Origin of the sequence: Kocuria atrinae (assembly GCF_039531425.1) — a bacterium.
Lineage (GTDB): Bacteria > Actinomycetota > Actinomycetes > Actinomycetales > Micrococcaceae > Kocuria > Kocuria atrinae.
Window position 1 is genome coordinate 260,719 of record NZ_BAAAQA010000002.1, and the last position, 14,122, is coordinate 274,840.

12 protein-coding genes, 1 tRNA gene and 1 riboswitch are annotated in these 14,122 nt (G+C 63.9%); of the genes, 12 read left to right on the top strand and 1 reads right to left on the bottom strand.

From position 1 onward, the window contains the following. Positions 1-39: 39 nt before the first annotated feature. The gene (locus ABD283_RS01805) at positions 40-648 is read right to left on the bottom strand and encodes a vitamin K epoxide reductase family protein (protein ID WP_344223349.1); all 609 of its coding nucleotides are present in this window, start codon (positions 646-648) and stop codon (positions 40-42) included. Positions 649-1,036: 388 nt separating this feature from the next. Between ABD283_RS01805 and ABD283_RS01810 the strand changes: the two genes are divergently transcribed. From ABD283_RS01810 to ABD283_RS01865, 12 genes are all read left to right on the top strand, one after another. Continuing rightward, complete coding sequence (locus ABD283_RS01810; RefSeq protein ID WP_344223351.1) at positions 1,037-4,258, top strand: Rne/Rng family ribonuclease; 3,222 nt, start codon at positions 1,037-1,039, stop codon at positions 4,256-4,258. 79 nt (positions 4,259-4,337) lie between these two features. Beyond that, positions 4,338-4,432: riboswitch (TPP riboswitch) on the top strand. Then, positions 4,420-5,958 (top strand): bifunctional hydroxymethylpyrimidine kinase/phosphomethylpyrimidine kinase, encoded by a 1,539-nt coding sequence (gene thiD, locus ABD283_RS01815; protein ID WP_344223352.1) that lies wholly within the window; start codon positions 4,420-4,422, stop codon positions 5,956-5,958. Its footprint overlaps the riboswitch before it by 13 nt. A 211-nt stretch (positions 5,959-6,169) precedes the next feature. Continuing rightward, positions 6,170-6,481, top strand: coding sequence for a 50S ribosomal protein L21 (gene rplU / locus ABD283_RS01820; RefSeq protein WP_344223373.1), 312 nt, complete (start codon positions 6,170-6,172; stop codon positions 6,479-6,481). Positions 6,482-6,526: 45 nt separating this feature from the next. Beyond that, positions 6,527-6,781, top strand: a complete 255-nt coding sequence (gene rpmA / locus ABD283_RS01825; RefSeq protein ID WP_190780252.1) for a 50S ribosomal protein L27 — start codon at positions 6,527-6,529, stop codon at positions 6,779-6,781. Positions 6,782-6,943: 162 nt separating this feature from the next. Next, on the top strand, positions 6,944-8,542 hold the full coding sequence (obgE, locus tag ABD283_RS01830; protein WP_344223353.1) for a GTPase ObgE: 1,599 nt from the start codon (positions 6,944-6,946) through the stop codon (positions 8,540-8,542). Then, positions 8,535-9,806, top strand: coding sequence for a glutamate 5-kinase (proB, locus tag ABD283_RS01835; RefSeq protein ID WP_344223354.1), 1,272 nt, complete (start codon positions 8,535-8,537; stop codon positions 9,804-9,806). The genes obgE and proB overlap by 8 nt, the downstream gene beginning before the upstream one ends. Positions 9,807-9,961: 155 nt before the next feature. Further along, positions 9,962-11,194, top strand: coding sequence for a glutamate-5-semialdehyde dehydrogenase (locus tag ABD283_RS01840; protein ID WP_425552786.1), 1,233 nt, complete (start codon positions 9,962-9,964; stop codon positions 11,192-11,194). An 85-nt stretch (positions 11,195-11,279) separates the two neighbouring features. After that, positions 11,280-11,531 carry a hypothetical protein gene (locus ABD283_RS01845; protein ID WP_344223356.1) on the top strand — a complete coding sequence of 84 codons (252 nt, stop codon included), beginning with the start codon at positions 11,280-11,282 and terminating at the stop codon, positions 11,529-11,531. A 45-nt stretch (positions 11,532-11,576) separates the two neighbouring features. Then, entirely contained in the window at positions 11,577-12,281 is a 705-nt protein-coding gene (gene nadD, locus ABD283_RS01850; RefSeq protein WP_344223357.1) for a nicotinate-nucleotide adenylyltransferase, read from the top strand. Beyond that, the gene (locus tag ABD283_RS01855; RefSeq protein WP_344223358.1) at positions 12,278-13,291 is read left to right on the top strand and encodes a hypothetical protein; all 1,014 of its coding nucleotides are present in this window, start codon (positions 12,278-12,280) and stop codon (positions 13,289-13,291) included. The genes nadD and ABD283_RS01855 overlap by 4 nt, the downstream gene beginning before the upstream one ends. A gap of 31 nt (positions 13,292-13,322) precedes the next feature. Continuing rightward, positions 13,323-13,739 (top strand): ribosome silencing factor, encoded by a 417-nt coding sequence (rsfS, locus tag ABD283_RS01860; protein ID WP_344223359.1) that lies wholly within the window; start codon positions 13,323-13,325, stop codon positions 13,737-13,739. 165 nt (positions 13,740-13,904) lie between these two features. Further along, a tRNA-Ala gene (locus ABD283_RS01865) sits at positions 13,905-13,977 on the top strand. Positions 13,978-14,122: the final 145 nt, after the last annotated feature.

Here is a 14,122-nt window from a genome sequence, read left to right on the forward strand (position 1 = left end):
CAGTCTCACCCCGCCGTCGTTGTCACTCGCTCGTGATTGCTACACGAAGATCACCGTGGCGAAGCGGATGGCGATGATGCCAAAGGCGATCACCAGGATGCCGATGGAGATCAGCCAGGCCCACGCGCTGGAATGACCGGCGCTGATCATGCGCGCTCCGAACATCCCGGCGCGGGCGTTACGGGCGGTGGTGTGAACCAGCAGAATGGTCTGCGCACACCACACGATCATGCAGTACAAGCACAGCGTGTTGATCTCGAACGTGGTCTGCCACCACAGCCACAGTGTGAACACGGACCCGGCCAGGATTCCCACCCACACGAGCCACCAATACCAGTTGGCGAATCGGGCACCGGCCAAGACCGCCAGCGCAATGGCTACGACCACGGCATAGGCCACGATGCCGATGAAGGGGTTGGGAAAGCCGAAGAGCTCCGCCTGCGGGGTGCGCATCACGGTGCCGCACGAGAGCCAGGCGTTGATGTCACAGCTGGTGCGGTGGCCGGCATCCGCGTAAATGGCCAAGCGTTCCATCACCAGGGTCGCGGACGCGCCGAAACCGATGATCGACAGGATCAGAGCGAGGATTCCCCAGCCCCGGTCCGGAGATGTGCTGTGTGGACGGTCCATGGTGTTTGTTGAGCTCACAGGCCGATGCTAATCGACGCGGCAGCTGCGCCGATGTGGTCTGCCGCACAAGTCAATCCTGGGGTGCATGAGCGTACTGTGAGATACTTGGCAACGGTCGGTCCCCAGCCGTACACGGGAACCGGTCCGACAGGACCTCCGATAAAGAGCGGATGGACCCGCGGCTCTCAACAGATCGAGCGCGTCCGTCCGGAGAAAGTTCGCGATCCTCAAGGATTATGCGACTCGGACATCCGTCGGCCTGCCAGCAGCGCTCTAGTCAGTCAGCGCACTCGGTAGGTACCACAATGACTTCCGGCGGCCGCGTGGTTTCCCCACCCGGTTCGACCGACCGAGATCACCTCGGACCCGGGTGCGGACGGTGTTCCGAGCAGGAGTGCAACCTCACATGGAATCCGAACAGGACAACGCGGAACAGACGACCCAGGAACTGGAATCCGGCGCGCAAACGCAGAATCCCGCCGAAACTTCCGAAGCAGAGAACACCTCGGAACAGCCCGTTCTTGAGCAAACGCCCACCGAACCCCAGGTCGACACCCAGGTGGACGAAGAGCCCGAAATGCCCCCGCAGCCGGCAGGCACCGATGTCGATGAGGATGCCGCAGAGCCCGAGAACACCCAGGCACCGGATCAGTCTGCGGAAGCGCAGACCACTGAGTCCGATACATCCGATGCCCAGTCCTCGACCACCGTGCAAGGTGCCGAGGCCGCCGGAGACGAGAAGTCGGCCCAAGACGCTACGGAGCAGGAAAGCAGCGGCCAGGAAAGCACCGAGCAGACCAAGGAAGAATCCGAGACCTCCGAATCCGGAACTTCTTTCGACCTGGGTGCCGGACTGATGTTCCATGCCCCTGACCCGGACGAGATCCGCGCGGCCGCCGAGGCAGCCGCTGCACGTCAGCGTGAGGCGGCCAAGGAACGAGAGGCTCAGCGCCGCCAGTCCCGCCAGCAGGACGATGATGATTCAGACGAGGACGATTCCTCGGGCAACGTGACGAGCCGGCGGCGTCGCCGCCGTCGCCGTGGTGACGTGGACATGGAACTCGTGGACGAGGCTGACGGAACCGTCACCCGGGTTCGAGCACCGCGCGTCTCCGAGAGCGGTGCCGGCGAGGTAACCGGGTTGAAAGGCTCCACGCGGCTGGAAGCCAAGAAGCAGCGGCGTCGTGAATCCCGCCAGTCCGGCCGTCGCCGCCATGTGATCACCGAGGCCGAGTTCCTGGCCCGCCGAGAATCGGTCGAGCGCAAGATGCTGGTGCGCCAGAAGGAGAACCGGATCCAGATCGGTGTCCTCGAGGACGGCGTGCTGGCCGAGCACTTCGTATCGCACACCCAACAGGATTCGCTGATCGGCAACGTGTACGTGGGCAAGGTGCAGAACGTGCTGCCGTCCATGGAAGCCGCGTTCGTGGACATCGGCCGCGGTCGCAACGCCGTACTGTACGCGGGCGAGGTCGACTGGGACGCCGCCGAGCTGGGCAATAAGCCCCGCAAGATCGAGAACGCCCTCAAGTCCGGCGACCCCGTTCTGGTGCAGGTCACCAAGGACCCCGTGGGCCACAAGGGTGCCCGTCTGACCAGTCAGGTCTCACTGCCGGGCCGTTACCTCGTGTACGTGCCGGGCGGTTCGATGACCGGTATTTCCCGCAAGCTCCCGGACGTGGAGCGGCAGCGCCTCAAGAAGATCCTGAAGGACAGGCTGCCCGAAGGTGCGGGCGTGATTGTGCGCACCGCAGCGGAAGGTGCGTCCGAAGAAGAGCTGACCAACGACATCAACCGGCTGCGTTCGCAGTGGGAGCAGATTCAGGAGAAGGCCGGGTCCACCAAGACCCTCGCTCCCGAGATGCTCTATGCCGAGCCGGACCTGACCATCAAGACCGTGCGTGACGTCTTCAACGAGGACTTCACGGCCATGGTTGTGCAGGGCGAGCAGGCCTGGGACAACATCGAGGCCTACGTGACCTACGTGGCCCCCGATTTGCTGGATCGTCTGCAGCAGTGGACCGAGGACACCGATCTGTTCGAGTCCTACCGCGTGGAGGAGCAGATCCAGAAGGCGCTGGACCGCAAGGTGTACTTGCCTTCCGGCGGCTCGCTCGTGATTGACCGCACCGAGGCCATGACCGTGGTGGACGTCAACACCGGCAAGTTCACCGGCTCCGGTGGCAACCTGGAGGAGACGGTCACCAAGAACAATTTGGAAGCCGCCGAGGAGATCGTCCGTCAACTGCGGCTGCGCGACATCGGTGGCATCATCGTGGTCGACTTCATCGATATGGTGCTCGAATCCAACCGTGAACTGGTGTTGCGCCGCCTGGTCGAGTGCCTGGGTCGAGATCGCACCAAGCACCAGGTGGCGGAGGTGACCTCCCTGGGCCTCGTGCAGATGACGCGCAAGCGCATGGGCACCGGCCTGCTCGAGGTCTTCTCGGAGCCCTGCGAGGCGTGCGCGGGTCGCGGCGCAATCGTTCACGATCACCCGCTCAAGGGTCGTGCGGGAGATTCAGGTTCGGACCACCGCAACAATCGCAACGAGCGCAAGCGCTCCAAGCACAAGCAGCAGAACCAAGGTGGTCACCAGGGCAACCAGCAGGACAAGTCCAAGAACACCGGCAACGGTGGCAACGGTTCGGACCAGAGCAACGGCCACGAGGGCAACGACCAGGAGTCGAAGGCCCGCGCGGAGGCGGCACGTAACGCGCTGGCCAGTATCGCTGCCGCTTCCCAGCACGACGACGACGCCTCGGGCCACCAGGATGGCGGCCAGTCCGCCGACCACTCCGGTTCCAAGGACCAGTCGAAGGATCAGGGCAAGGACCATGCCGGTTCTAATCAGTCGGGTTCCCAGGACGGCCATGATCACGGCGACCAGGACGGCGATCGCCGTCGCAAGAAGCGTCGCGGCAAGCGTAGTCGTGGCCGCGGTCAGTCGGGTCAGGACGGCCAGGGTCACGATTCGTCGTCGAATGATTCTGCGGACTCCGCCGGCCAGAATCATGACCGTGATTCGGAGAATAAGGGCGAAAGCCAGTCCTCCAGCTTGACCATTCACGGCGAGGTCATCGAACTGCCGCACGGCAGCGGTTCCCCCGAGGAACAGCCGGAGAGCGGTCAGCAATCGCTCACGTTGGATTCGTTGACGGCTGCCTTCACCGAGGAGCCCGCGCAGGACTCATCCCAGGAGCAGCGATCGCGCGGCAACCGCCGGAGCCGTTCCCGCCGTGCCCAAAGCCCCGCCACGGACGAATCGCAGCAGAGGGGTGGGGAGGCCACTCCGGCAGCTGTTGAGACCTCGGAGTCTTCGCCCGCCCGGTCCACGGAAACTTCGGCCCCGAAGCAGACGTCGGCACGTTCGGCGGCCGCACCGGCTGCTTCGACCGAGACCAAACCGGCCACGCGGCGTCGTTCTCGCCGTGCTTCCGCACCCGCGGCGGCACCCGGAACGGCGAGTGTGCAGAAGCACGAGCCGGTCAGTTCCACGGACGCCGTGAAGCGATTCACCGCCGATGCATCCAAGCAGCAAGCGCCCAAGGCCTCCTCGCAACCCACCATGGTGGGCGTGGGCGTGAAGGCCGAGGACATGAAAATGACCGGCGGTACCAAGGGCTGACACAGGTCGCCATGGCCGACATATGACATGCCACAGGGGCGCGGAGATGAGTTCTCCGCGCCCCTGTGGCATGATCTGTATCACTGACACGGGGTGCCGCACGAGCGGCTGAGATAACACCCGTTGAACCTGATCTAGCTCGTACTAGCGAAGGGAATGTCGTGACTACTGCGCATTCTGATTCTTTGACCGTTCCCCGTGTGCTCTCGATTGCGGGAACTGATCCCACGGGTGGCGCCGGACAAGCCGCTGACCTGAAGTCCATAGCGGCCATGGGCGGCTACGGGATGAACGTGATCACCGCAGTGGTCGCGCAGAACACCACCGGGGTGACCGACATCCACACCCCTCCCGTTGAGATCCTTCGGGCACAGCTCGAGGCCGTGAGCTCGGACGTGGTCCTGGACTCCGTCAAGGTGGGCATGCTCGGATCCGTGGATGTGATCGAGACCGTGCGGGATTGGCTCGCGGACGTGAAACCACCCGTGACCGTGGTGGACCCGGTGATGGTGGCCACGGCCGGAGGTCGACTCTTGCGGGCGGAAGCCGAAACAGCGCTGCTCTCCCTGTTGCCACTGGCTGACCTGATCACGCCTAACCTACCTGAACTAGCAGTGTTGGCCGATGCCCCAACGGCCAACACGTGGGAGGAAGCACTCGAGCAGGGCAGACTCGTGGCCGACCGCTTCGGTGCTCGCGTACTGGTGAAGGGCGGCCACCTGGTGGGGTCCCGGACGCCGGACGCCTTGCTCGAGCCGGGACGTGTGGAACCCGTGATCACCCTGGATGACCCGCGGGTGGAAACCTCCAACACCCACGGCACCGGATGTTCGCTGTCCTCCGCCATCGCGACGCTCGTGGCTCGCACGGGGGACTGGGCCGGGGCAGTGCGTGCGGCACGCTCCTGGCTGCGGGGAGCCCTTGAGCACGCGGACAGCCTTAACGTGGGGCACGGCAACGGGCCGGTGCATCATTTCCACCACGTGCAGCACCTGCTGGGCGAGAGCGAGTCCACCGAACGTTTCACCGATTCCCTGTGGCGCGGCTGCGCCGGTGTGCGGGGTCAGATCGACGACTTGGAGTTCATCGCCCAACTGGCGGACGGGTCGCTGCCCTCCGAAACGTTCGAGTGGTACATGGACCAGGACATGCAGTACTTGGATGTGTATTCCCGCGCGCTGGCCGCTCTGGCAGCCGCGGCACCGTGTGAGACGGATCGGGAATTCTTCGCCGGGGGAGCGGCGGAAGTCGTCACCGTGGAATCCGCTCTCCACCGCTCTCGGCTGGGAGGGACCCAGCCACTGCCGCCTTCTGAAGTGACCCGGACCTACACGGATTTCCTGTTGGCCGCCACGGGGAGTGAGCCCTATGCGGTGGGCGCCGCCGCTGTGCTCCCGTGTTACTGGCTCTACGCCGCCGTGGGAAGTGCGCTCACGGAGAAGGCTCGTACGGCGGGCCTGGATCCGCACCCGTACGGAGACTGGCTGGCAACCTATGACTCTCCGGATTTCCAGCTGGCCACCGAACGCGCACGCGATATCGTGGATCGAGTCGCCAAGACCGCGGACCCGGCCACTCGGAAACGGATGCGGGACGCGTTCATGCGCGCGTGTGAACTGGAATTGCGGTTCTTCGCGGAGCCGGTTCGACGCGCCGGGGCACGCCCGTTTGCCGTAGCTTCCACGCATCGGGTAGTCTAGATTTTCGGTGCCGGGTACCAACGTGTGTGTGGACAGTTAAATCCACCGCGTCAGGCGGCACATTCGGGTTCACCTCCTGTTCGATGCGAAAGCCACGCGAGGCGCGGTCAGTTCTGACCGCCGCGACGTGATGTCTCGACATTCGTGGTCCTCCAGGTGTGTTCCCGTCCTTACACGTAGTCCATAGATGTCGAGAGAAGTGAGTTCCCAAGTGGTGTACGCGATTGTCCGCGCAGGCGGCCGCCAGGAGAAGGTTTCCGTTGGAGACCTCGTGACCCTTGACCGCGTCGCCGGCGAGGCAGGCAGCACCATTCAGCTTCCTGCACTGCTGCTGGTCGATGGGGACAAGGTCACCTCCGATGCCAAGACCCTGTCTAACGTCAAGGTCACTGCCGAGATCGTCGAGGACCTCCGCGGTCCCAAGATCTCGATCATGAAGTACAAGAACAAGACCGGGTACAAGAAGCGTCAGGGCTTCCGCGCCGAGCTGACGACCGTCAAGGTCACCGGCATCGACGCCTGAGTCACCCCGTCCCGTCAATTTTTCACACGAAGGTAGGCACACACCATGGCACATAAGAAGGGCGCGAGCTCCACTCGCAACGGTCGTGACTCGAACGCTCAGTACCTGGGCGTGAAGCGTTTCGGCGGTCAGACCGTCAGCGCCGGTGAGATTCTGGTTCGCCAGCGCGGCACCCACTTCCACCCGGGCCTGAACGTTGGCCGCGGCAAGGACGACACCCTGTTCGCCCTGTCCGCAGGCGCAGTCGAGTTCGGCACCCGCCGCGGTCGTCGCGTGGTCAACATTCAGACCGCCGAGTAATTATCTTTCGGACCCAAGGGTCCACCCGCTTTCCACAGGCTTCCCGTGGATGGCGACCACTAAAGGGTGGGCGCGATACGCGCTCACCCTTTAGTCTTTACAACTAGAGGTGTTTGCTGCGCTTTTCCGGCAGCATAGGCGCCGAGGACTTTAAGGAGCCCCGTGGCCAGTTTTGTCGATCGAGTCATCGTGCACGCTACTGGCGGCAATGGCGGTCACGGTTGCGTGTCCATTCGCCGCGAGAAGTTCAAGCCGCTCGGTGGTCCTGACGGCGGCAACGGTGGAGACGGCGGTTCCGTGATTCTTCGCGTGGACGGCCAGTCCACCACGCTGCTGGGATTCCACCATTCACCGCATCAGAAGGCGCCCAACGGCGAGCCGGGCAAGGGTGACCTTCGCCACGGATTCAAGGGCCAAGATTTGATCCTGTCCGTTCCCGATGGAACGGTTGTGAAAGATCGCAAGGGCAACGTGCTGGCGGACCTCTTGGGTGAGGGCACCGAGTACGTGATCGCCAGTGGCGGCCAGGGCGGTCTGGGAAATGCGGCCCTGTCGTCTCAGAAGCGTAAGGCTCCCGGATTCGCACTGCTGGGTACGCCCGGTGCGGAGCAAGAGGTCGAACTGGAGCTGAAATCCATTGCGGACATCGCTCTGGTGGGCTTCCCGTCCGCGGGTAAATCCAGTTTGATCGCCGCCATGAGTGCCGCTCGGCCCAAGATCGCGGATTACCCTTTCACCACTCTGGTTCCCAACCTGGGTGTGGTGCAGGCCGGCGACACGCGGTTCACCGTGGCGGACGTTCCCGGTCTGATTCCCGGAGCCTCTCAGGGCAAGGGCTTGGGCCTGGAATTTTTGCGCCACGTTGAGCGCTGCGCGGCCCTCGTGCACGTGATCGACTGCGCCACGCTGGAGCCGGGGCGCGACCCGCTCACCGACCTGAATGCGTTGGAGGCCGAGCTGGCCCACTACACCCAGGACATTCAGGATGACGCTCCGGATACCGTTCCGCTGACGGAGCGCCCACGCATGGTGGTGCTCAACAAGATCGATGTTCCGGAGGCTCGGGAGCTGGCGGATTTCATCCGTCCGGATCTCGAGGAGCGCGGTTACCGGGTGTTCGAGGTTTCCACGGCGTCCCACGAGGGACTGCGGCAGCTAGGCTTCGCCATGGCGGAGCTGGTTGCGGAGTCGCGCGTGGAGAATGAACCCGATGAAGCCGAAGCACAGGCTCACGTCGTTCGTCCGGAACCGGTGCGCAAGCGCCGTGGTGAGCAACGCAAGGGCTTCACGATCTCCCGTGAAGATCGCGGGGGAGAGCCGTTATGGCACGTGCGTGGCGAAAAGCCTGAACGTTGGGTGCAGCAGACAGACTTCAACAATGACGAAGCCGTGGGTTATCTCGCGGACCGCTTCGCCAAGCTGGGTATCGAGGACGAACTGTTCCGAACCGGTGCCCGGCCCGGTGACGCGGTGTTGATTGGCCCCGAAGACAATGGCGTGGTCTTCGACTGGGAACCCACCATGGTGGGAGGCGCGGAGCTGTTGGGCGGCCCGCGCGGTACGGACTTGCGGTTGGGCGAGACGAACCGTCCTACGCGTCGTGAAAAGCGCGAACAGTTCTACGACCGCATGGACGCCAAGGCTGAGGCTCGTGCCGAGCTCGAGGCCGAACGCAAGGCAGGTGTCTGGACCGAGTCAGTGGACCAGGCACGCAGCCGCCAAACTGATCAGCGTCGAAAGGATCTCCCCGAGCATGAGTGAAAAAACGACCACCGAAAAGATTGACGTCGCAGCTGTCGAACAGGATGCGGCCAAGTCGGCTATGCAGCTGAGCACGGAGAACCGCGGTAAGAACCGCCGGTCTCCCATCACCGAGCGCGCCCAGCTGCCCCAGGCACGACGCGTGGTAGTCAAGGTGGGATCGTCTTCGCTGACCTCAGTCGAGAACTCCATTGACGAGAACGCGCTCCGCAGCATCGTGGACGCCCTCGGCGGCGCGAAGGCTCGTGGCACGGACGTGATCTTCGTGTCCTCGGGTGCAATCACCGCGGGCTTGTTGCCGCTGGGCCTGGCCAAGCGCCCCAAGGACCTGTCCACCAAGCAGGCCGCGGCCTCCGTGGGCCAGGGCCTGTTGATCTCGCGCTACACCGACTACTTCGCCCGCTATGGCATCACCGTGGGCCAGGTTCTGGTCACTGCCGAGGACCTCATGCGTCATTCGCAGTACAAGAACGCGCACCGTCAGATCGAGCGTTTGCTGGATCTGGACATTCTGCCCATCGTCAACGAGAACGACGCCGTGGCCACGCACGAGATCAAGTTCGGTGACAACGACCGCATTGCAGCTCTCATCGCGCACCTGATCAAGGCGGACGCCCTGTTGTTGCTTTCCGATGTGGACGCCCTGTACACCAAGCCCCCCAAGGACGGCGGCGAACGCATCGCACGCATCGATGATCCGATCGCGGATCTCGAAGGCGTGGAGATCGGCTCCGTGGGCCGCGTGGGCGTGGGCTCCGGCGGCATGGTGACCAAGGTGCAGGCGGCACGCATCGCGGCGGCGTCGGGCATCCCCGCTTTGGTGACCTCCGCGGGCAACATCAACGAGGCGCTGGCCGGCGAGGACGTTGGAACATGGTTCTCCACCACCGGCGGTCGCCGCAACGTGCGTTTGCTCTGGTTGGCTCACCTGGCCGACATCAAGGGCACGCTGACACTCGACGAGGGTGCGGTAAAGGCCATTCGTGGTCGCCGTTCCCTGCTGGCCGCGGGCGTCCACGAGGTGAGCGGAAAGTTCACCGCCGGTGATCCCGTCTCCATAGTCGACCAGGAGGGCAACGAGGTTGCCCACGGTCTGATCAATTACGGTTCGGACGAGGTCCCGGAGATGCTGGGCAAACGCACCGACCAGCTCGGGGACGAGTTCGGCGAGGACTACGCGCGCGAGCTGATCCACGTGGACAACCTGGTGACGCTGCGTCCGCGTTCCGCCAAGACCAAGCTCAAGCAGAGCCCCGCAAAGTAACCCGGGCAAGAATTTACGAGAAGTACGCTGACTAGGGCGCCTCTCAAGGGCGCCGCACCGACCAACATCCAGGAGGACTCTTGGCCGAGAAAGACACTTCAGTACTGACCGCACAGGAAACGTTTGGCGAGGACCCCGTTGTGGGCGTCGGCCTCATGGCCGACGACGCACGCCAGGCTGCTCGAGGACTCGCGCGAGCCCCCCGGGCCTGGAAGGACCGCGCGCTGCTGCTCATGGCGCAGCGCATCGAAGAGCGATCGGACGTCATCCTCGAGGCGAACGGTAAGGATTTGGAGCGCGGGCGCCAGAACGACATCTCGCCGGCGCTGTTGGACCGACTCAAGCTCGACCCTGCCCGCATCAAGGGATTGGCCGAAGCACTGCGCGAGTTGGCTGCACTGCCGGACCCCGTGGGCACCATCGTGCGCGGACAGACCCTGGCCAACGGGCTGCGCATGCGCCAAATGCGTGTGCCCATGGGCGTGGTGGGTGTCATTTACGAGGCTCGCCCGAACGTGACCGTGGACATCGCGGGCATCGCTGTCAAGTCCGGTAACGCCGCCATGCTGCGCGGTGGTTCCGCCGCCCTGGAATCCAACCGTGCACTGGTGGGTATCCTGCGTGACGCTCTCGCGGACGCCAAGCTGCCCGTGGACAGCGTCCAGACCGTGGACGACTACGGCCGTGACGGAGCCAACGCCCTCATGGGCGCTCGTGGCAAGGTGGACGTGTTGGTCCCGCGCGGTGGTCGCGGACTGATCCAGGCCGTGGTCAAGAACGCCACCGTGCCCGTCATTGAGACCGGTGAGGGCAACGTACACGTGTTCATCGACGAGTCGGCAGATCCGCAGATGGCCGAGAAGATTGCGGTGAACTCCAAGACGCACCGCACTTCGGCGTGTAACTCCGCGGAGACCCTGCTGCTGCACTCCAAGTCTGAAGCGGGCAAGCAGGTACTTGCCGCGCTGGACAAGGCCGGCGTGAAGCTGCACGTGGATGAGCGCGCGGCAGAGCTGCTGCCCCCGGGTTCGGACCACCTGCAGGCCACTGAGGAGGACTGGGAAACCGAGTACCTGGGCATGGAAATGGCCGTGAAGGTTGTGGACTCCCTGGATGAGGCTCTCGACCACATCGTGAAGTACTCCACCGGTCACACCGAGTCCATCGTGACCAATAACCTGGCCAACGCGGAGCGCTTCACCGCGGAGAACGACTCCGCGGCCGTCATGGTCAACGCTTCCACGCGGTTCACCGATGGTGGCGAGTTTGGACTGGGCGCGGAGGTGGGAATTTCCACTCAGAAGATGCACGCCCGCGGCCCCATGGGCCTGGAAGAGCTGACCACCACCAAGTGGGTCGTCCAAGGTGACGGCCACGTGCGCTCCTGACAAGTACCATGTAATCAACCGCCTCCGGGCGGATCGCACTGTTGAGACCGGAACCGCCCGGTAGCAGAAGGGAAACCGCACAGACATGTTGCACCTGTTGAACAACGCCGCTCTGTCCGCCGAAGAAGGCGGACACCACGTGGTGAACGAACTGCCCATCCCCACGGAGATGTTCGGCGTGATCGCGTTCATCCTGTTCATCCTCATGTTGATCGCTACGGTTTCCTTCTCTTCGCGCGGCAAGAGCCCGGAGATCGGCGAATACGAGGATCCGGCGGAACTGCCCGCCAACGAGCGCGCCATGCTCAACGACCTCGATTCGCCGCGTCATCACTGAGTCGTCGGTAGTTCTGACTGCGTGAATCCGATCGACTCTTCAGCCGTGGCTGAAGGTACCGAACTGCACATCCCACCGCGCCAGCCGGGTAAAACCCGGCTGGGCGTGATGGGTGGCACGTTCGACCCCATTCACCACGGCCACCTCGTGGCGGCGTCCGAGGTTGCCTCGGTCTTCGACCTGGACGAAGTGGTCTTCGTGCCCACCGGCCAGCCGTGGCAGAAGGCCGGCAAGCAAGTCTCTGACGCCGAGCACCGCTATCTGATGACGGTGGTGGCTACGGCGTCCAACCCGCGTTTCACGGTGTCCCGCGTGGACATCGACCGCGAGGGCCCTACCTACACCATCGATACGCTGCGCGATCTGTCGCGGCTGCGCCCGGATGCGGAGTTGTTCTTCATCACCGGTGCGGATGTCATGGGGGAGATCCTCACCTGGAAGGGCACGGACGAACTCTGGGGCCTGGCACATTTCGTGGGTGTCACCCGGCCCGGGCACGAACTCACGGCGCCCGTGGGGTCATCCAGCGTGTCCCTGTTGAACGTCCCGGCCATGGCTATCTCGTCCACCGATTGCCGCGCTCGAGTCGAAGAGGGTAGCCCCGTGTGGTACCTGGTGCCGGACGGTGTGGTGCAGTACATCAACAAGTACGGTCTCTATGTCCAGGAGAAGCACACTTCGACCACCTCGCTGGCGGTCGAACGCGACGCCCCGAACGGACATCAGGAAACCAGCAGGAGCATGTCGTGAGTGAGCCTCGTTCCGAGAAGAACAATCCCGAGACTTCCGGGGATCCGCAGGAGCCAGTCTCGTCCGGGGCGGAGCACTCCGAGTCCAGCAACAACCAGGAGGATTCCACGGTCGCGCCGTGGACGTCCGAGGTTCCTCAAGTTCCCGGTCCTGCGCCCATGATCGAGTTGGACGGCCCCGTAGACTCGGGCCCCGTCAAGCCTCTGGGGCCCCGTCGACTGGCCAGGTTGCAACGTGAAATGGCCGCTCACGCCCAGGAGATTCAGGAAGCGGAGCAGGCCAACGCGGGTGAAGTGGACCAGGACCTGCTCATGAAGCAGCAACGGTTCGCGGAACTTGCTCTGCGCGCCGGGGCGGCCAACGAACAGGATCGGAAGGACGCTGAGGCGGCCCTGCGAGCCGCTGAATCCGAGTCTGCAGTCGGTGCCGACGGGGAAACCTCTCGGTCTGCCGAACAGGACACCATTACGGTCTCGTTCCCGCAGTCTTCGCCCACGGGATCATCCCTGGCCGCAAACCCCTTGACGGTGGACCCGGGTCAGTTCCCGAGCTCGCCGCTCGCTGCGACCTCCGGACCGCACACCGTGTCGATCAATCTGGTTCCGGCTGCTCCTACCCGGGCCCACGACAAAACTGCCGCCGTCACCGACGAGCCCTCCGAGGAATGGACCGCGAACCGACCTGAGGAACGGCACGAACCCGCACGAACGGCGTCGTCCTCTCAGAACCGTGGGACCGTCCGTACAACCGCAGCCGAACCCAAGACCGAGGCCCAGCGCGAGTCTGACGTCGAGGCGCCGTCCACAGCCACTCCCGGGGCACCCGAACCGGTGCCCGCGGAGACCGTCAGTGCGCCCGGCACACCGGTTCGCGCCGTGGACTCTGAAGGTTTGAACCTGCTGGACCCCAAGGACTACAAGCAGCGATCCGGAGCTCTGGTTCCGCTGCTCGTGTTGCTATTCCTGGTCATTGCCGCACTCATCGCGGTGCTCATTATCTTTGTGCTCTAAATCTTTAGTCTCTGAAAGGACTCACCCCTCTGTGACTGCATTTCCCGAATCTGTCGAGATCATTCGCACTGCGGCCCTGGCCGCGGATGAGAAGAAGGCCGAGAACATCGTGGCGTTCGACGTCAGCGATTCCCTGGCCATTTCCGACGCGTTCATGGTCGCCTCTGCCCCGAACGAGCGACAGGTCTCGGCCGTGGTCGATGCCATTGAGGACAAGCTCATCGTGGAGCACAAGGTCAAGCCGCTGCGCCGCGAAGGCCGGGGAGAAGGCCGCTGGGTGCTCCTGGATTTCGGTGACATCGTGATCCACGTGCTCCACGACGAGGACCGCGCTTTCTACGCTCTCGAGCGGCTCTGGGGGGACAGCCCCAAGATCTCGCTGAACCTTCCCGAGCGGGTTTCCGCACCTGACGCCGACGCCGCTCAAGGAACCTCCCACGCCGAATAACGGCACGGTTTCCGGGCGGCCACACGTATGCAAACTCGATTTGCACGGCGGCTAAATGACTGTCTAGGATAAATGCGTTGCCCACGGGGAACACCGCGGAAAACGGACGAACAACCGGCAACGGTTGGGTGTACGGACTGTGGTAAAGTCTTCGAGGTAAAGCACGGGGCTATGGCGCAGCTGGTAGCGCACCTGCATGGCATGCAGGGGGTCAGGGGTTCGAGTCCCCTTAGCTCCACATAAGTTGAGAAGATCGAAACCTGCCCCGTCTGATGACGGGGCAGTTTCGTGTTCGGGCCGGGATCGTCTGCGGTGGGGTTAAAGGCCAAAATGTGTGTATGGCTCGGGTGTGTCATGGGTGGTTTCGGCCTGCCCAGCCGTGT

Bases quoted from the DNA above. Each gene is read 5' to 3' on its own strand.
- ABD283_RS01810 (WP_344223351.1), top strand. From the start codon at position 1,037: ATGGAATCCGAACAGGACAACGCGGAACAGACGACCCAGGAACTGGAA.
- rpmA (WP_190780252.1), top strand. From the start codon at position 6,527: ATGGCACATAAGAAGGGCGCGAGCTCCACTCGCAACGGTCGTGACTCG.
- proB (WP_344223354.1), top strand. From the start codon at position 8,535: ATGAGTGAAAAAACGACCACCGAAAAGATTGACGTCGCAGCTGTCGAA.
- ABD283_RS01840 (WP_425552786.1), top strand. From the start codon at position 9,962: ATGGCCGACGACGCACGCCAGGCTGCTCGAGGACTCGCGCGAGCCCCC.
- ABD283_RS01845 (WP_344223356.1), top strand. From the start codon at position 11,280: ATGTTGCACCTGTTGAACAACGCCGCTCTGTCCGCCGAAGAAGGCGGA.